Raw genomic sequence first — 18,307 nt, 5'->3', positions numbered from 1 at the left:
AAATAGACCACGGAGGGATTAACATGCCAGTGTTTATTTCTATGCTTCTAGCAGCATTCGTTTTTTCGCCTATCTGGCCGCTCGGGCTTAACCCGCTTCCAGGAGACCCATTTGTAATTGTGAATAAACAGACGAATGAGGTAGCCCTGATCAATGAGAACAGAGTCCAGACGGTGGTCAGCGCGGCAACAGGCAAGTCAGAAGACCTGACACCTGAAGGTCTTTTCACAGTCACAGTCAAAGCTCCTGATCCGTATTATCGTAAAAAGGATATCCCGGGCGGAGACCCTGATAATCCTCTTGGCAGCAGGTGGATTGGGTTTGACGCTGAGAATACGGATGGCCGAACATATGGAATACATGGGACAAACGATCCTTCTAGTATTGGCAAAAACATTTCCCAGGGCTGCGTCAGGCTCCAAAACGAGGCTGTCGAATCATTATACGATTACATACCATTAGGAACAAAAATCCTTATTACATCATCCCCAAAAAGCTTTATCGAGTTGGGACAAGAACATGGTGCAATAAGTAAATAAAAATAAGGGCTGTCAAATTAAATGACAGCCCTTTGATTATTTTATAGTTATTATAGGAATGTAGCTACTCCCATTAGAAGGGTTGAAGCTAGCATTGTAAAAAGCATGATATAAACTACGACCTTCCTGACATTCGGCTTACGCATAAAAATAATCCCCTCCAAAGCTTTTGCAATCTACTTATCTCTATTATTTTACAACCACTTGGTCATTTCAACAACCCTTTTTAAGTAAGGCGTTCTAGTCATTATTAAAAAGCTTTTATGTTAGTGTAGTAGTGAACTGGCTTGAATATTATGTCAATCGATAATTCAATACTCTATCCCATTAATATAAGAAGGATTTATGACATTTTTGTCGAATATTAAAACGATTAAATATATTTAAATAATATCTGGAGGGAATTACATGATTAAAAAGGTCGACCATATCGGCATTGCTGTCAAATCTCTTGAGCATGCCCTCCCATTTTATACAGATGTGCTGAAACTGCCATTATTGGGGATCGAGGAAGTAGACAGCGAGAAAGTCAAAGTAGCTTTTCTAAAAGCCGGGGAAACGAAGCTTGAACTCCTGGAACCTTTATCAGATGAAAGCGCTATCGCTCGATTCATCGAAAAGAAGGGTGAAGGGATTCACCATGTCGCGCTTGGTGTTGATTCGATTCAGGAACGTATCAATGATATGAAAGAAAATGGCATCAGGATGATCCAGGATGTTCCTAAAAGAGGTGCCGGGGGAGCGCTTGTCGCTTTCATGCATCCAAAATCGACAGGAAGCGTTTTATATGAACTTTGCGAGAAAAACGGGGAGGCTGAATAGAATGCCAGACATCTATGAGAAGATTAATGAACTATATGACCGTCGCAGGGAAATCGAACTGGGAGGCGGTGATGAGCGGATTGAGAAGCAGCATGAAAAAGGAAAGCTTACAGCCCGTGAGAGAATCGAGCTGCTTGTTGACCCAGGAACCTTTGTTGAATTGAACCCCTTCATCCAGCATCGCAGCACAGACTTTGGACTAGAAAACCAGAAGGGACCAGGGGATGGGGTTGTAACCGGCTACGGTAAAGTGAACGGCAGGCCGATTTATTTATTTTCGCAGGATTTCACCGTGTTCGGTGGAGCTTTAGGTGAAATGCATGCAAAGAAAATCGCTAATGTCATGGATTTGGCAGCTAAAAATGGTGCTCCATTTGTAGGGTTGAATGATTCCGGAGGAGCGAGGATTCAGGAGGGTGTTGTTTCGCTTGATGGCTACGGCCATATTTTTTACCGTAACTCAATTTATTCCGGAGTAATTCCTCAAATTTCAGTAATTATGGGACCATGCGCAGGGGGAGCCGTTTATTCACCTGCAATTACCGATTTTGTATTCATGGTCGAGAAGACAAGCCAGATGTTCATCACTGGTCCTAAAGTAATTGAAACAGTTACCGGGGAGAAAATTTCTGCTGAGGATTTGGGTGGAGCAATTGTACATAATACGATCAGCGGCAATGCTCATTTCCATGGCCAGTCAGAAGAAGAAACACTAGAGCAGGTAAGGCTGCTGTTAAGCTATCTGCCGCAAAACTATGAAGAAAAGCCACCGCGCCTTGAAGCCGACGATAAGGATGATTATCGTCCAGATCTGACTGATGCCATTCCTTTTGATGCCGTCCGGCCGTATGATGTGCGCAAGGTAATTGAACAGGTTGTCGATGTCGGTTCATTCCTGGAAATACAGAAGGACTTTGCCAAAAACATTGTCATTGGACTTGCGAGAATTAAAGGAGAGGTCGTTGGTCTTGTCTGCAATCAGCCAAAGGTGATGGCAGGCGGACTTGATATTGATTCTTCCGATAAAGCCTCTCGCTTCATCAGGTTCTGTGATTCATTCAATATACCGATCATTACATTTGAAGACGTGACAGGTTTTTTCCCTGGCATTAAACAGGAACATGGCGGCATCATCCGTCACGGAGCGAAAATCCTGTATGCTTATTCAGAAGCAACGGTACCAAAGCTTACGGTTATTTTACGAAAAGCATACGGAGGAGCATATGTTGCCTTGAACAGCAAATCCATCGGTGCGGATCTTGTTTTTGCATGGCCGAATGCTGAAATTGCTGTAATGGGACCACAGGGAGCTGCCAATATTATTTTTGCGAAGGAAATCCAGAACAGTGACAATCCAGACCAGACAAGGCAGCAGAAGATCGATGAGTATCGTGAAAAATTCGCGAATCCATATGTCGCTGCAAGCCAGGGAATGGTCGATGATGTTATCGATCCGCGAGAAACCCGCATCAAACTAATTCAGTCCCTTGAAATGCTTCGGACAAAGAAGGAAGACAGGCCGGGCAAAAAGCACGGCAACATTCCGCTTTAGGATTTTGTGTTTGGTGTTGTTATTCAATTAGCGTTATACTCAAGAAGTATATACATAATTGGAGGTCGGCTAGGATGATTAATAACGAACGTTTATTGAATGAGTTTTTAGAGCTAGTCCAAATTGACTCTGAAACAAAGTATGAAACTGAAATCGCACGCGTCCTTAAGAAAAAATTCGAGGACCTCGGAGTAGAGGTTTTTGAGGACGATACAACCGCACAAACTGGTCACGGAGCAGGAAACCTGATCTGTACTTTACAAGGTACAAAAGACGGCGTAGATACAATCTACTTTACATCCCATATGGATACTGTCATTCCTGCCAAGGGTGTTAAGCCATCCATTAAAGATGGTTATGTCGTGACTGATGGAACGACGATCCTTGGAGCAGATGATAAGACTGGACTTGCTGTCATGCTTGAGACCATCCGCGTTCTAAAGGAACAATCAATCCCGCATGGAACAATCCAGTTCATCATTACGGTTGGAGAAGAATCAGGTCTCGTTGGTGCAAAAGCATTGGATTCTTCTTTGGTAAAAGCGAAATATGGATATGCACTGGACAGTGACGGAAAGGTTGGAAACATTATTGTTGCAGCCCCAACGCAAGCAAAAGTAGCAGCTGTCATCCATGGTAAAACAGCACATGCAGGCGTTGCTCCGGAAAAAGGTGTTTCCGCAATCACGATTGCTGCCAAGGCTGTTGCCAGAATGCCGCTTGGACGTATTGATGAAGAAACTACTGCAAATATCGGACGCTTCCAGGGTGGAACACAGACAAATATCGTATGCGACCATGTAGAGATCCTTGCAGAAGCACGTTCTCTAATTCCTGAAAAGATGGAAGCGCAAGTAGCAAAAATGAAAGAAGCATTTGAATCAGCTGCACAGGAAATGGGCGGCAAGGCAGATGTAGATATCCAGGTAATGTACCCTGGTTTCAAGTTCGGCGAAGGCGACCTCGTCGTTGAGCTTGCTAAAAAAGCAGCTGCAAAAATCGGCAGAAGCTCAGAATTACTCCACAGCGGTGGCGGAAGCGATGCAAATGTCATTGCAGGCTTTGGCATCCCAACAGTCAACCTCGCTGTAGGATATGAGGAAATCCACACAACAAACGAAAGAATGCCAATCGAAGAGCTGGACAAACTAGCTGAGATGGTCATCGCATTGATCCAAGAAGTAGCAGCACAATAATGATAGAAGGGCTTCCTGAAGAGGAAGCCCTTTACTATTTTCCTGAGCGAGAATTTGGACGAACACCATATATCACAATTTTGTTAGATAATGGTGAAGTGGATTTAATGGACATTTCAGAGTGAGGGAACCGTCAAGATGTCTAAGAAAGTGGATTTAATAGACATTATAAACAGCGGAGACCATCAAAATGTCCAAGAAAGTAGACTTAATAGACATTTCAGAGTGAGGGAACCGTCAAAATGTCTAAAAAAGTGGATTTAATAGACATTTTAAACAGAGGAGACCATCAAAATGTCCAAGAAAGTAGATTTAATAGACATTTCAGAGTGAGGGAACCGTCAAAATGTCTAAGAAAGTGGATTTAATAGACATTTTAAACAGAGGAGACCATCAAAATGTCCAAGAAAGTAGATTTAATAGACATTTCAGAGTGAGGGAACCGTCAAAATGTCTATTAATAGGATCAATCAACAATAAGTCTAAAGGTAACCGTAAAGAATCCGATATTATATTTAGAATGATGATTTACATCGTATTACATTATTAATCTCATTTTACATAGAATGTTAGACAGAAATTTAAAAAGGATGTGGTCTCCTATGGCTGATAGCAATAAGACGGTAGTGTTTCAAGCGGGGAATGAAGAATATGCGTTTCCGATTCTGTACGTCGTTTCCATTGAAAAGATGGAAGGGATGACAGCGATCCCGCATATGCCTGATTATGTAACAGGCATCACGAAAGTAAGGGGAGAGTTGATTCCGGTTATTGACCTGGAAAAGGTGCTTTACAACCGGGATATTCAAGTCGAAGACAAAACCAGGCTGATTGTTATAGAAACGGCAGAAATTTCAATGGGTGTACTTGTGAGGGATGCAAAGGAGATTCTTGAAATTCCTGCGGAAAACCTTAAGCAGCCGGGCCTTGTAGCATATCAGAAGACACGGTTCATAACGGGTGTGGCCACTTTTGACAAACGGATGATTATGTTGATTGACCCGGAAACATTGATCCAATCACTTGAAGGCGTCAAAGAAATAAAGGAATATATGAAGACTCAAAAGCAAGAAGTACATAATTAGATAATGTCGTGTTAGAAAGAAACAAGCTGACCCCTCGGGTCAGCTTGTTTTGTCTTACAGCTTAAAGCTGGAGAACGATTTCCTCAGGTCTTCGGCCATGCTTGACAGCTTGTTGGACGATTCCAAAAGCTCCTGCATCGTCGCATTTTGTTCTTCTGTTGTTGCTGCTACCTGCTCGAGGAATAACGCGGATCTAGAGGATGCAGTAATGACTTCATTGGCAGACTGTGCCATGATTCCATCTTCTCATTAGCATTGATGACTGCATCGCTTACTGTGTTGCCATTTAAACTTACTTCCTCAATCGATTCGGCAATCTCTGTGAAAATTGTGGCAACTTTCTCCACAAGCTCATTGCCTTTTAGTACGGTTGCCTGGCTTTCATTCATAACACTCACAGCCTGATTTGTTTCTTTCCCAGTCTGCTCAAGGATGGTGCGGATGCTGTCTGCTGCCCCAGCTGATTGTTCAGCGAGCTTGCGAACCTCCTGGGCGACGACACCGAACACTTTTCCATGCTCACCAGCTCTTGCCGCTTCAATTGCAGCATTTAATGCCAGTAAATTGGTTTGATTTGAAATATCGGTGATGATTTCTTCCAATAGACCAATGCTGCATAAAAACTCCCCCACTTTTTCTATATCCTTATAGTTATTTACCGGGTATTTTAAGAAAGTATTAAGCGTATTGCCCTATTTCTTCACATAAAGTTCAAAACTGGCTTAGGTTCAAAATCAATCTTGATATAAGTAATGTGGAAGTATTTTTGATAAAATAGAAGGGAACGTATATTTGGGAAGTGGGATCATGAAAGAATTGTATCCAAAAAAGGGCAAAGTCATTCTGCATGTTGACATGAACAGCTTCTATGCCTCAGTAGAAGCGGCTTATGATCCTGAATTGAAGGGCAAGCCACTGGCGATTGCAGGCAATCCTGAAGAAAGACGCGGAATCATTGTCACTTGCAGTTATGAAGCCAGGAAATTCGGCGTCCGTACGACAATGCCGTTATGGGAAGCCAAAAAACTTTGCCCGGAGTTAATCATAAAAAAACCGAACTTTGACAGATATCGCACAGCTTCAGCTGCTATGTTTGATATTTTGCGACAGTACACAGAGGTTGTCGAGCCCGTTTCCATTGATGAAGGATATATGGATATAACGGATTGTTCCGATCTTGGAGCGCCTCTGGAGATAGCTGAAAGCATCCAAAAAAGAATTCTTGAGCAGCTTGATTTGCCGTGCAGCATTGGTGTTGCTCCAAATAAATTCCTGGCGAAAACAGCTTCAGATATGAAGAAACCAATGGGAATTACAGTTTTAAGAAAGCGAGACATTCCCACGGTTCTCTGGCCGTTCGAGGTCGGGGAAATGCATGGAGTAGGAACAAAAACAGCGGACAAACTAAAAAGTATTGGAATCGATACTATTGGCGGCCTGGCGTTAGCAAATGAAATTCAGCTAAAAGGACTGTTAGGCATCAACGGATTAAGATTGAAAGAAAGAGCAAATGGCCAGGACAATCGCCAAGTGGATCCGGATTCTGTGTACGATTTTAAAAGCATCGGCAATTCGACTACTCTGCCACGTGACATTTCAAATCAGCACGAGCTCCTGAAAGTTCTTGATAGATTGTCGGAGCAAGTAGCTGCGAGGATGAAGAGGAAGGAAGCGGTCGCCACCACCATCAGTGTGATGATCCGATTCAAGGACAGGAAGACGATCACCCGGAGCCAGAAACTGCAGAATCCTGTATCGAAGCAGGATGAAATAGCCTTGGCCGCCAAAGCGCTTTTTCTGAAGCATTGGAATGGAGACCCTATCCGGCTGCTAGGGATTACGGGCACGGACCTGCTTGAAGCGGACAAAGCAGTCAAGCAGCTTGATCTATTCTCTTATGAGCAGGATGCAAAGAAGGAGCCGCTAATCAATACGATGAGCCAGCTGCGTGAGAAATACGGTAAAAGGATCATTGAGAGTGCTGGTTCACAGGTGAAAAGGCCTCCATCAAAGGATAATACCGGGGCGGGGACAAGCTTTAATAAGGATTTCCTTCAGGACCGTAGAGGAAAAAATGATAATGAGAAAAAAGATGTTTAATGGACGTTTATCGTTATTAGGTTAAGTCAAAATCAAGTGGAACAAACCAGATTGTTTGCAACCTCATATATACCTTGTTAAATTAGTGTGTATGATTTGATAAAACAGTTCTATAAAGGAGGAGCAGAAATATGTCAAAACAGCAAATCGGTGTCATTGGTCTCGCTGTCATGGGAAAAAACCTGGCAATGAATATCGAAAGCAGAGGTTATTCTGTATCAGTATATAACCGCTCAAGAGAAAAGACGGATGAAATGCTTGAGGAAACAAAGGGGAAGAAGATCGTCGGAACTTATTCTATTGAGGAATTTGTTCAATCGCTTGAAAAACCGCGGAAGATCCTGCTGATGGTCAAAGCTGGCGCAGCGACGGACGCGACAATCGAGCAATTAAAGCCTCATCTGGAAAAGGGCGATATCATCATTGACGGCGGTAATACATATTTTGCAGATACCCAGCGCCGAAACCAGGAATTGAGCGAGCTTGGTCTTCACTTCATCGGTACAGGTGTATCGGGCGGGGAGGAAGGCGCGCTTCACGGACCTTCTATCATGCCTGGCGGACAAAAAGAAGCGTATGACCTGGTAGCACCAATTTTCCAAGATATCGCTGCTAAGGTTAATGGTGAAGCTTGCACCACTTACATTGGCCCGGATGGTGCAGGACATTATGTGAAAATGGTACACAACGGAATCGAATACGGTGACATGCAGCTAATTTCTGAATCCTATTTTATGCTGAAGCATGTTCTTGGATTAAGTGCTGAAGAGCTGCATGAAGTGTTTGCCGAATGGAACAAAGGTGAGCTTGATAGCTATTTGATCGAAATAACGGCTGATATTTTTACAAAGAAGGATGATGAGACAGGCAAACCACTTGTCGATATGATTCTTGATACCGCTGGCCAAAAAGGTACTGGAAAATGGACAAGCCAGAGTGCGCTCGATCTTGGAGTGCCGCTGCCAATCATCACAGAATCGGTATTTGCCCGCTTTATCTCCGCAATGAAGCAAGAGCGTGTGGAAGCCAGCAAAGTACTCTCTGGCCCGGAAGCAACGCCATTTAATGGTGACCGTGAGGCATTCATTGAGTCAATCCGCAAGGCGCTTTATTTGAGTAAAATTTGTTCTTACGCACAAGGCTTCGCGCAAATGAGAGCTGCATCCGAAGAATATGGCTGGGATTTAAATTATGGCGATATCGCGATGATCTTCCGTGGAGGCTGCATTATCAGAGCTCAGTTCCTTCAAAAAATCAAGGAAGCATATGACCGCGATCCGGCACTGAAAAACCTGCTGCTCGATCCATATTTCAAGGAAATCGCAGAAAGTTACCAGCAGTCATTACGGGAAATTATTTCAGCTGCGGTCATGAACGGTATTCCAGTGCCAAGCTTCTCGGCTGCACTTTCATACTTTGACAGCTATAGAACAGAAACTTTGCCGGCCAACCTGATTCAGGCCCAGCGCGATTATTTCGGCGCCCATACTTATCAGCGCATCGATAAAGAAGGAATCTTCCACACTGAGTGGATGGAATAAGAAAGCAGCACAGCGGACTTCGTGTTTCGCTGTGTTTTTGCTTTTATATAGAGGAAATTGAAGATTATTAAAAAAGCATGCAGGGTTTCCAAAAAGGGTGGTCGAAAACCTTAAGTGATATTAAAGGTTGGAGGGATTGAGTATGGCAGAAAGTTATCAAGTGCTTGAAGGAGCAGAACCGTTTTTTTATGAAGGAAACTCTGTAGGTATATTGGTGTCGCATGGTTTTACAGGCTCTACACAGAGTATGAGGCCATTGGGTGAGGCATATGCTGCTCAAGGATACACAGTTTGCGGCCCTCGATTGAAAGGTCATGGCACACATTATGAAGACCTGGAACAAACAACCTATCAGGATTGGGTTGCGTCGGTAGAAGAAGGGTTCCAGTGGTTAAAAGAACGGTGTGATACGATTTTTGTAACAGGCCTGTCAATGGGCGGAACGCTGACCTTGTATATGGCTGAAAAATATCCTGAGGTCAGGGGGATTGTCCTGATTAATGCGGCTATTGACATACCGGCAATGAAGCCTGTCCTCCAGCTAGAAGGGACAAGGTTCCTGGATGCTATCGGTTCCGACATCAAGAAGCTGGGAGTAACGGAGCTTGCATACGAAAAAACTCCGGTTCAATCCATTAAAGAAATATTGCCCTTTATGAAAGTAGTAAAAGAAGATCTGTCGAAGGTTTCTTGTCCAGCCTTAATTTTTGTTTCAGACGATGACCATGTTGTCCCGCCTGATAATTCGCAAACTATTTTTGATCATATCAGCTCTGAAACAAAGGAAATTCATCATATGAAAGAAAGTTACCATGTAGCTACCCTGGACAACGACCAGAAAATCATAATTGATAAAACGCTTGAGTTCATCAAAAAAATACTTTAAAAGATAAGTGAATGTCTTCCAGCTTGTGGAGAAAGTACTTTTTTCTATCACAAGCTTTTTTATTTCGTTGCCTTTTTCATAAAAAATGTTAATGCAAATCGAGTCAGAAATCTCCTCGTAAAAATGCCTGGACATGTCCCCGAAAAATTTCTGTAATCAAGACTCAGAATAAGAAGTGTTTTCTTCTCTTTTTAGCCTACTCCGCAAACAGAGCCATACAATTAAACATAAAAAGACCAATAAACTTTCTAAAGAAAAAATGTACCAGGGATAAGGTCCGAGTAAATCCATGAAGCTTGGACTTTTGGGTTTATGGCGTAAAAACCAATAGTTTCCGTCAGCTATCTTATTAATGAACAGGATCGCAGGCAATAGCAGATTGATAAATAGAACAACTTTTATAACAGAACTGAATGTTGGGTAATACCCTTTTGCCCATAAGAAATAAAGGGTTACCCACACAATCATCAGATGGGCATAGAAAAAGTGGAAAAAGCGGAAATGGGGAAAATCATAGGTTAATGCAGGTGTGATGATGGCTTGTGTTGCCCCTAATAAAGCAATGAAAAATAAAAGCTCAAATAATATTTTTTTCCTGGTTAGTAATAAACCAATCGCGAGCAGGAGACCTATATTACATAATTCCAGGGGCATCGACCGACCTAATTTCCAGACAGCATGCTTGTACATCCATATATGATTGGTGATCTCAATCAAGATTAATGACAGGGCTGTTCCCAGCTCCGCTTTCCTCCATCTTTTATCACTTAATTTCTTTCGATAAGTAAAAATGATAGTATTAACCAAAACAAAGATAGACAGTATCGCATAATGACTCGCAGAAAACATATCGAAATCGAAAGCTTTATTGCCGTGACCAAACCACTCCATGTTTCCACCTCTAGTCTGAAAATAGAACAAACATAAGTTATCCCTTTTAGCTTTCTTTTATGTAGGCTTCGTAAACTTTACTGCTTGTACAAACAAGAGCATGACGAGTTTTTATTTCATTTCAGTTCAGAGGTCTGCTCGAAAAAGCAAAAAAGTGAAACCAATCTTTGCCAGATGCGTAAATGTAATATAGCTTAAAAAGGGAGTTGGAATAAATGAATGGAAATGGGTGTATTAAATGCGGAAGTACGAATGCAGGGCAGAAGGATGTGGCAATGACGGGAACGGGCTTGTCCAAGATGTTTGATATTCAAAATAACCAGTTCACCGTCGTTTTCTGCAAGAATTGCGGATACTCGGAGTTTTACAATAAAGAAGCATCTGCTGGATCGAATATCCTTGATTTCTTTTTCGGAGGGTGAACGAACAAGAAGCGGAAGCGCCTTGTTCAGCCCCGACAAGCGCCTGTGCTGAATTAAGAAAAAAATCCCGCCTGTTGCCAGGGCGGGATTTCACTTTATATTAGCATTTTTCTACATCAATTTCAGTGATTGGCCACCAGAAGAATCCATCTTTCTCTAGCAATTTGTCTGCTGCGTCAGGGCCCATAGAACCTGATGCGTAGTTAGGGAAGCTTGGTTCTTTTGTGCTTTCCCATACAGCTGAAATATTATCAACAAAGCTCCATGACAATGCGACTTCATCCCAATGTGTAAAATTCGTTGCGTCGCCGCGCAATGAATCGTAAAGAATCTTTTCGTATGCTTCAGGAGTGTTAAGTCCTTCAATTCCTTTATTGGCGTAATTCAGTTTTACAGGTGTAGCTTCTGTACCCTGGCCGGATTTTTTGGCGTTAAGGTGCAGTGTGATGCCTTCTTCTGGTTGGATGTGGATGACCAAAAGGTTTGGATTGACCGTCTTTTCCGGCTGGTAATACAAATTCATCGGGATATCTTTGAATTGGATTACGATCTTTGTCGACTTTGCCATCATCCTTTTTCCTGTACGGATGTAAAATGGAACTCCAGCCCAGCGAAAGTTATCGATCATCAGTTTGCCTGCAACATATGTTTCAGTATTGGATTCAGAGTCGACCATTTCCTCCTGGCGGTATGCTGGGACGTCTGTTTCATTCATGACGCCTTTATCATATTGGCCGCGAACAAAATATTCGGTGACTTCCTCGCCTTTTACAGGTCGGAGAGCACGGAATACTCTTACTTTTTCCGAACGGATTTCATCAGTAGTCAGCTTGATTGGCGGTTCCATCGCAAGCAAAGAAACCATTTGCAGCATATGATTCTGGACCATATCGCGCAGAGCGCCGCTTTTCTCGTAATATCGTCCGCGTTCTTCGACTCCAAGCGTTTCGCTTGATGTCACCTGGATATTGGAAATGTACCGGTTATTCCAGAGTGGTTCGAACATCGCATTCGCGAAACGGATTACCTCAATGTTTTGAACCATTTCCTTGCCAAGATAATGGTCAATCCGATAGATTTCATCTTCAGAAAAAGCTTTCCGAATTTGCTTGTTCAACACTTTGGCAGACTCAAGATCATGTCCAAATGGCTTTTCAATGACAAGGCGCTTAAATCCAGATACGTCAGTAAGCTTATCTTTCTTTAAATGCTCAGCAATTGTTCCAAAGAATTCTGGAGCCATTGCCAGGTAGAAAATTCTATTGCCATTAAGTCCATAGTGGTTGTCCAATTCTTCCGCAAGCTTTCCTAGCGCGAGATAAGAACTTGAATCAGTTACGTCATGGGAATGATAATAAAACTTGGAGACGAACTCGTCAATGTCTGCACCTGTCTCCCCATTTTCCTTCACAGATTCTTTTACCTTCCGCTGGAATTCTTCATTGGAAAGTGTACGGCGTGCAACGCCAACTACCGCAAATTTGTCCAGTTTTCCTTTTTCAAATAAATTAAAGAGGGAAGGAAATAACTTACGGTTTGCCAGGTCTCCCGTAGCCCCGAAGATCATGATTAAAGCTGTTGGTTTTTCGGTTTGTGCCACAATATAGAACCTCTCTTTATGTGAATTTAAAAGTATGTATAAAAAACACTCTACAAATACAAAATTTTATCCCTTTCGAGAACAATTAGCAACTGTTTAAGCTATACTTAGTTTTCTTCCAATTGATTGGAACTATCCCCTTATGGGTTAAATCCAGCGTTTGGTTTAGATGAATAATGCCTGTTGTGATATATTGAAAGGAATAATGAACATGCCTGTAAGGATTGCAGGTATTTTGTACGGGAGGATGTCAGGATTATGGATGTTTTTTTTCTTGGAACAGGTGCGGGTGTCCCAGCCAAGCTGAGGAATGTGACCTCAATCGCATTGAAATTGCTGGAGGAGCGGGGCGCTGTTTGGCTGTTTGACTGTGGAGAAGCAACTCAACATCAAATTTTACATACAAGCATAAAGCCACGCAGGATTGAAAAAATCTTCATTACCCACCTGCACGGAGACCATATATATGGGCTGCCTGGATTGCTATCAAGCCGTTCCTTCCAGGGAGGGGAGTCAATGGTTACCGTGTACGGCCCTCCCGGGATTAAAGAGTATATTGAGGTATCTTTGAAAATTAGTAAATCCTACTTAAAATATCCGATTGAAATCGTCGAGCTGGAGGAAGGTGTCATTTTTGAAGATGAGCAGTTTATCGTTGAAGCAAAACTGCTGGAGCATGGAATTCCTTCGTATGGATATAGGGTAAAGGAAAAGGATCGACCCGGGACTCTTCTTGCCGACAAGCTTCAAGCCGCAGGGGTAAAACCGGGTCCTGACTACAGGAAAATCAAGAATGGAGAAGAAGTCATATTGGACGACGGAACGGTCATCGATCCTGATGAATTTGTCGGTCCACCGCAAAAGGGGAGGGTTATCACGATTTTGGGTGACACAAGGGTTTGTGCAAATGCCCAATTGCTTGCCCAAAATGCAGATCTTCTCGTCCATGAAGCGACTTTTGCAGCAGATGAAGACACACTTGCTTATGAGTATTTCCATTCGACCACTCTGCAGGCAGCAGAAACAGCTCTGAGAGCGGATGTAAAAAAGCTGTGCCTAACCCATATTAGCTCCAGGTATGACCGCAATGACTGGAAGGAACTTGAAGCGGAAGCACGAACTGTGTTTGCCAATACGGTTGTCTCAGAAGATTTTATGGAAATCACCGTTCCTTATGATTACGAATGAATAAAGGGGTGTTATGATTGAAAACTATTTATCTTGTACGTCATGCAAGTGCGGCTGGCCAGCCTGAAGACTCTCCTCTAACTGAACAGGGCAGGAAACAGGCACTGGCACTAGTTGACTTTTTCAAGCAAAAAGAGATAGATATCATCTATTCGAGCCCTTTTAAAAGAGCTATCGATACAATTAAACCTCTTTCTGATTCAAGGAGAATAAGAGTTCTTGAAGATGACAGACTCGGAGAAAGAGTGCTGAGCACGGTCAATTTTGAGGACTGGCGTGATAAGCTAAAGCAAAGCTTTGAGGATTTTAAGCTTGTATTTGAAGGAGGAGAATCCCATTCAGCTGCGATGAATCGCGCCAAAACATTGATTGAGGATTTATTATGTTCAGAACATGACCACATTTTACTAGTGAGCCATGGTAACATGACTACATTGCTTATGAGGTATTTCAATGAAAGCTTCGGATACGACTGCCTTATGGAAATGACAAATCCGGATGTATTCGAACTCGTCGTTTCCAGCGAAGAAACGATGCTTAATCGAATATGGGATGACCGAATTTAGATTTTTCAGTTTAAAAAGGAACCCAGAGGGAATTGGAAAGTGGTGGAACCATTTCTATCAAAACGACAACACGAATACTGGGGGAATTATTTTGGAGTTTTTGCTTTTATTCGGTCTTCATTTATTTATCATGGGTTCACTTGTTCTGTTGTTTAGTGGAATCATCACCTTTCTTTTTCCAAGGATGCATTTTCTCATCACGATCTCACTATTTGGCTTAGCCGGATTATTTTATGCAGTCATCTTTGAAGTGATGGACCTTGCGATATTTGCCGTTTTCTTTAATATGATTTTTTCTTTGATTGCAGTTGGTCTTGTGAAATTAGGATTTTACTTTAAAAAGGTTGCCGACCGCCAGAACGAGGAAATAGCCTAAGCTTTAAAACCGGGAGATATCCTGGTTTTTTATTTTTGTTTGACAATCAAACGGTTGTTTGAATATGATATAGTCAAATGAACATTTGAATGAGGGTGAGAGCGTTGAAGGAGCAGGATGTCTGTCAGGTCAATTGCGTCCATGATGATAAAGTTGAACAGGTAGCTGCTGAGTTAAAGGAACAAAATACATCTGAAGCAGCAAAAATATTCAAAGCTTTATCAGATGAAACAAGGATTAAAATCGCATACTCACTATATGTAGGCAAAGAGCTTTGTGTTTGTGATGTAGCAGCGGTCGTAAACTCGTCCACTGCAACTGCTTCACACCATCTGAGGCTGTTGAAAAATCTTGGGCTCGCTAAATACCGCAAGGAAGGGAAGCTTGTTTATTATTCACTTGTGGATGACCATGTGAAGCAATTGATTCACTTAGCGTTTGAACATCAAAAGGAGATGGATTTGAATGACTGAAGCAGCGCAATCTGGTGAGAAAACAATATACCGGGTACAGGGCTTCACCTGAGCTAGCTGTGCCGGAAAGTTCGAAACGAACGTAAAACACCTGGATGGTGTTTTTGATGCAAAAGTTAATTTTGGCGCTTCCAAGCTGACTGTTTTCGGTAAAGCCTCCATTGAAGAACTGGAGCAAGCTGGTGCATTTGAGAACCTGCGGTTATACCCGGATAAAGCAGAGATTATCCCCGAAAAAAAGAAACCGTTCTGGCAGGAAAACTCTACGGTACTGGTCAGCTTAGTTATGATCATTGCCGCGTATTTTTTCCAGTTTAATTATGGTGAAGAAAGTTTGCCGTCCATCTTATTATTTTTAGGAGCCATTATAGTAGGTGGCTACTCCCTATTTAAGAGTGGGATAAAGAATCTTCTCAAGCTCGATTTTGACATGAGGGCACTGATGACTGTTGCCATCATCGGTGCTGCCATCATTGGAGAATGGAGCGAAGGTGCCGTCGTTGTTATTTTGTTTGCGATTAGTGAAGTGCTTGAGAGATATTCAATGGATAAGGCAAGAGCCTCGATTCGTTCGTTAATGGATATCGCACCAAAAGAAGCGCTGGTCCGCCGAAAAGGCAGGGAATACAGCATTAATGTAAATGAAATAGTAGTCGGAGATATCATGATTGTAAAACCAGGCGAGAAAATTGCCATGGATGGGGAAGTAGTTGTTGGATTCTCATCTGTAAACCAGGCGGCAATTACAGGGGAGTCTGTACCAGCTGATAAAAATGTAGGTGATGAGGTGTTTGCTGGCACGTTGAATGGGGAAGGCCTCATCGAGGTGAAAATCACTAAATTGGTCGATGACACCACGATCGCGAAAATCATTCACCTTGTCGAAGAGGCACAGGCGGAAAAGGCTCCTTCCCAAGCTTTCGTTGACCGCTTCGCCAAATATTACACGCCGATTATAATCCTTGTCGCATTTTTGGTCGCTATCGTACCTCCGCTTTTCTTCGGCGCAGGTTGGAGCGAATGGATTTATCAAGGCCTGGCCGTCCTTGTTGTCGGCTGTCCGTGCGCGCTTGTCATTTCAACACCAGTTTCAATTGTGACAGCGATTGGCAATGCCGCTAAAAATGGCGTGCTTGTAAAGGGTGGCATCCACCTTGAGGAAATGGGTGCACTGAAAGCAATCGCCTTTGATAAGACTGGGACACTCACAAAAGGAGTGCCGGCTGTTACCGATTTTAAAATGCTATCTGGTGAGAATTCAAGCGGTCTTTTTGCAGTAATCGCCGCCCTAGAAAATAAATCTCAGCACCCACTTGCCTCTGCGATTGTCCGCAAGGCAGAAGCAGACGCAGTACCGTACATGGATAAAGTAATCGAAGATTTCACATCAGTAACAGGTAAAGGATTGAAGGGAACTGTCGACGGAATTGCTTATTATATCGGCAGTCCTAAATACCTTGAAGAAATCATCGAAGGTGGAATTCCTGCTGTGGTTGCTAATGAAATTTCACGCCTGCAGTCTGAGGGTAAAACAGTAATGGTTGCGGGAGTTGATTCTCATGTACTTGCTTTAATCGCGGTTGCCGATGAAGTAAGAGAGTCGAGCAGGGAAGTCGTTTCTCGTCTGCATGATCTTGGTATTGAAAAAACAATCATGCTGACTGGGGACAACAAAGGAACCGCAGATGCGATTGGCAGCCAGGCTGGTGTGTCTGATATTGAATCCGATTTGCTCCCTGAAGATAAGCTCAATTTTATAAAAGCCTTGCAGAAAAACCACGGAAAAGTCGCGATGGTCGGAGATGGCATCAATGACGCACCTGCACTTGCCGCGGCGTCAGTTGGAGTCGCGATGGGAGGAGCAGGTACTGATACGGCACTTGAAACCGCCGATATCGCCCTGATGGCAGATGACTTGAAAAAGCTGCCGTTCACGATTAAATTGAGCCGCAAAACTCTGGGAATCATCAAGCAAAACATCGCATTCTCAATTGGCGTGAAATTGCTGGCACTGCTATTGGTCATCCCTGGCTGGCTCACCCTATGGATCGCGATTTTCGCCGATATGGGCGCGACCCTGATTGTTACACTGAACGGATTGAGGCTTTTGAGAGTCAAGGATAAATCTTAATTGGAGATCATTAATGCCAGGTTGCTAGTTGGGATGAATGCCTTCAATTTAATACTAAAGCAAAGAAGGTTTAACGTTTTTTAAAAAGCTTAAAATCATTCGGGCTGGAGTGGTTAATATGAAAAACTCTTGGAATAAAGTCATTTACAAAGGCTGGGCGCCAATATATGATACGATTTTCAATGCTGGCTCTTTTTCAAGGGCAAGAGAAAAATTGTTTAAAGATATTCACTTCCAGCCCGGAGAAAAGGTGCTGTTCGTTGGGGTAGGCACAGGTGCTGACATCGATAGATTGCCCTATGAACAATTGGAAATCACCGCAATCGATTATTCGGAAGATATGCTTCAAAAAGCAAAGGATAAATACCAAAACTCGAAGATTACTTTTTTGCAAATGGATGCCCAGCAGCTTGATTTCGACGACGACACCTTTGATTATGTCGTTGGAAGTTTGATTTTATCCGTAGTTCCAGACAGCAAAAAAGCATTTTCCGAGATGTCGAGAGTTTGCCGGAAGGGTGGCTTGGTGCTGATATTTGATAAATTTGCTGAGCCGGGCAAAAAAATGTCAATCGCCAAAAAAGCTATTAGGCATGTAATCAAGGTCCTTGGAACGGATATCGGCGTATCTTTTGAAGAGGTCTGCCAAACGAAAAAAGAAAATATCAGGCTGCTTTCTGATCAAGGAGTCATGTTCGGGAATATGTACCGAAGGATTTTGCTGAAAAAAGTTGTATAACGGTTCAGCTGGCAGAAGGGAGTCTTTCAATTTGCCTTATCAGAATCAATCCTTATACTATATCGACCACATATTAAAATATATCAGCGGATTTTCGGTTATATCGACCACATTTTGAAATATATCAGCGGATTTTTGAATATATCGAGCACATTCGCAAATATATCGACCAGAGTAGGAAAAACATTAAAGCCGGCATC

At 42.7% G+C, this 18,307-nt stretch carries 19 protein-coding genes; 15 read left to right on the top strand and 4 right to left on the bottom strand.

Annotated elements, in window-relative coordinates; translation table 11 throughout:
* Positions 1-23 precede the first annotated feature (23 nt).
* The gene (locus tag DYI25_RS10275) at positions 24-539 is read left to right on the top strand and encodes a L,D-transpeptidase (RefSeq protein WP_213368466.1); all 516 of its coding nucleotides are present in this window, start codon (positions 24-26) and stop codon (positions 537-539) included.
* A 50-nt stretch (positions 540-589) separates the two neighbouring features.
* On the opposite strand, the gene prli42 is transcribed toward DYI25_RS10275, so the two are convergent.
* Positions 590-685, bottom strand: a complete 96-nt coding sequence (gene prli42, locus DYI25_RS10270; RefSeq protein WP_213368463.1) for a stressosome-associated protein Prli42 — start codon at positions 683-685, stop codon at positions 590-592.
* A gap of 262 nt (positions 686-947) precedes the next feature.
* On the opposite strand from prli42, the gene mce reads away from it, so the two are divergent.
* The 4 genes from mce (at position 948) to DYI25_RS10250 (ending at position 5,194) form a co-directional block, all read left to right on the top strand.
* Positions 948-1,361: a methylmalonyl-CoA epimerase gene (gene mce, locus DYI25_RS10265; RefSeq protein ID WP_213368461.1), complete on the top strand. Its 414-nt coding sequence runs from the start codon at positions 948-950 to the stop codon at positions 1,359-1,361.
* A gap of 1 nt (position 1,362) precedes the next feature.
* Positions 1,363-2,913 (top strand): acyl-CoA carboxylase subunit beta, encoded by a 1,551-nt coding sequence (locus DYI25_RS10260; protein WP_213368460.1) that lies wholly within the window; start codon positions 1,363-1,365, stop codon positions 2,911-2,913.
* Between the two features lie 74 nt (positions 2,914-2,987).
* Positions 2,988-4,109, top strand: a complete 1,122-nt coding sequence (locus DYI25_RS10255; protein ID WP_213368458.1) for a tripeptidase T — start codon at positions 2,988-2,990, stop codon at positions 4,107-4,109.
* Between the two features lie 602 nt (positions 4,110-4,711).
* A complete protein-coding gene (locus DYI25_RS10250; RefSeq protein ID WP_213368455.1) occupies positions 4,712-5,194 on the top strand; it encodes a chemotaxis protein CheW in 483 nt (160 codons plus the stop codon).
* A 167-nt stretch (positions 5,195-5,361) separates the two neighbouring features.
* Here the strand turns inward: DYI25_RS10250 and DYI25_RS10245 are convergent, their stop codons facing one another.
* The gene (locus DYI25_RS10245; RefSeq protein ID WP_342032492.1) at positions 5,362-5,826 is read right to left on the bottom strand and encodes a methyl-accepting chemotaxis protein; all 465 of its coding nucleotides are present in this window, start codon (positions 5,824-5,826) and stop codon (positions 5,362-5,364) included.
* Between the two features lie 175 nt (positions 5,827-6,001).
* Between DYI25_RS10245 and DYI25_RS10240 the strand changes: the two genes are divergently transcribed.
* From DYI25_RS10240 to DYI25_RS10230, 3 genes are all read left to right on the top strand, one after another.
* Positions 6,002-7,294 (top strand): DNA polymerase IV, encoded by a 1,293-nt coding sequence (locus DYI25_RS10240; RefSeq protein ID WP_213368453.1) that lies wholly within the window; start codon positions 6,002-6,004, stop codon positions 7,292-7,294.
* 131 nt (positions 7,295-7,425) lie between these two features.
* Positions 7,426-8,835: an NADP-dependent phosphogluconate dehydrogenase gene (gndA, locus tag DYI25_RS10235; RefSeq protein WP_213368450.1), complete on the top strand. Its 1,410-nt coding sequence runs from the start codon at positions 7,426-7,428 to the stop codon at positions 8,833-8,835.
* A gap of 142 nt (positions 8,836-8,977) precedes the next feature.
* Positions 8,978-9,721, top strand: a complete 744-nt coding sequence (locus DYI25_RS10230) for an alpha/beta hydrolase (RefSeq protein WP_213368448.1) — start codon at positions 8,978-8,980, stop codon at positions 9,719-9,721.
* Positions 9,722-9,877: 156 nt separating this feature from the next.
* Here DYI25_RS10230 and DYI25_RS10225 read toward each other — a convergent pair whose 3' ends face one another.
* Positions 9,878-10,612 carry a TIGR02206 family membrane protein gene (locus tag DYI25_RS10225; protein ID WP_213368446.1) on the bottom strand — a complete coding sequence of 245 codons (735 nt, stop codon included), beginning with the start codon at positions 10,610-10,612 and terminating at the stop codon, positions 9,878-9,880.
* Positions 10,613-10,827: 215 nt separating this feature from the next.
* Here DYI25_RS10225 and DYI25_RS10220 point away from each other — a divergent pair, with 215 nt between their 5' ends.
* Positions 10,828-11,034, top strand: a complete 207-nt coding sequence (locus DYI25_RS10220; RefSeq protein WP_213368443.1) for a zinc ribbon domain-containing protein — start codon at positions 10,828-10,830, stop codon at positions 11,032-11,034.
* A 100-nt stretch (positions 11,035-11,134) separates the two neighbouring features.
* On the opposite strand, the gene zwf is transcribed toward DYI25_RS10220, so the two are convergent.
* Complete coding sequence (zwf, locus tag DYI25_RS10215; RefSeq protein WP_249745409.1) at positions 11,135-12,601, bottom strand: glucose-6-phosphate dehydrogenase; 1,467 nt, start codon at positions 12,599-12,601, stop codon at positions 11,135-11,137.
* Between the two features lie 291 nt (positions 12,602-12,892).
* Here zwf and rnz point away from each other — a divergent pair, with 291 nt between their 5' ends.
* The 6 genes from rnz to DYI25_RS10185 all read left to right on the top strand — a co-directional run bounded on the left by rnz (position 12,893) and on the right by DYI25_RS10185 (position 18,107).
* Complete coding sequence (rnz, locus tag DYI25_RS10210) at positions 12,893-13,822, top strand: ribonuclease Z (protein WP_213368439.1); 930 nt, start codon at positions 12,893-12,895, stop codon at positions 13,820-13,822.
* A 17-nt stretch (positions 13,823-13,839) separates the two neighbouring features.
* Positions 13,840-14,388, top strand: coding sequence for a histidine phosphatase family protein (locus DYI25_RS10205; protein WP_213368437.1), 549 nt, complete (start codon positions 13,840-13,842; stop codon positions 14,386-14,388).
* Positions 14,389-14,479: 91 nt separating this feature from the next.
* Entirely contained in the window at positions 14,480-14,764 is a 285-nt protein-coding gene (locus DYI25_RS10200; protein ID WP_213368435.1) for a hypothetical protein, read from the top strand.
* Positions 14,765-14,868: 104 nt separating this feature from the next.
* Positions 14,869-15,237 carry an ArsR/SmtB family transcription factor gene (locus DYI25_RS10195; RefSeq protein ID WP_213368433.1) on the top strand — a complete coding sequence of 123 codons (369 nt, stop codon included), beginning with the start codon at positions 14,869-14,871 and terminating at the stop codon, positions 15,235-15,237.
* Positions 15,230-17,368 (top strand): heavy metal translocating P-type ATPase, encoded by a 2,139-nt coding sequence (locus DYI25_RS10190; protein ID WP_213368431.1) that lies wholly within the window; start codon positions 15,230-15,232, stop codon positions 17,366-17,368. The genes DYI25_RS10195 and DYI25_RS10190 overlap by 8 nt, the downstream gene beginning before the upstream one ends.
* A 118-nt stretch (positions 17,369-17,486) precedes the next feature.
* Positions 17,487-18,107 (top strand): class I SAM-dependent methyltransferase, encoded by a 621-nt coding sequence (locus tag DYI25_RS10185; RefSeq protein ID WP_213368429.1) that lies wholly within the window; start codon positions 17,487-17,489, stop codon positions 18,105-18,107.
* Positions 18,108-18,307 lie beyond the last annotated feature (200 nt).

The sequence above is a fragment of the Mesobacillus boroniphilus genome, assembly GCF_018424685.1.
Classification (GTDB): domain Bacteria; phylum Bacillota; class Bacilli; order Bacillales; family Cytobacillaceae; genus Mesobacillus; species Mesobacillus boroniphilus_A.
The sequence above is the reverse complement of the archived record's forward strand: the minus strand, read 5'-3'. Positions and strand labels throughout refer to the sequence as shown.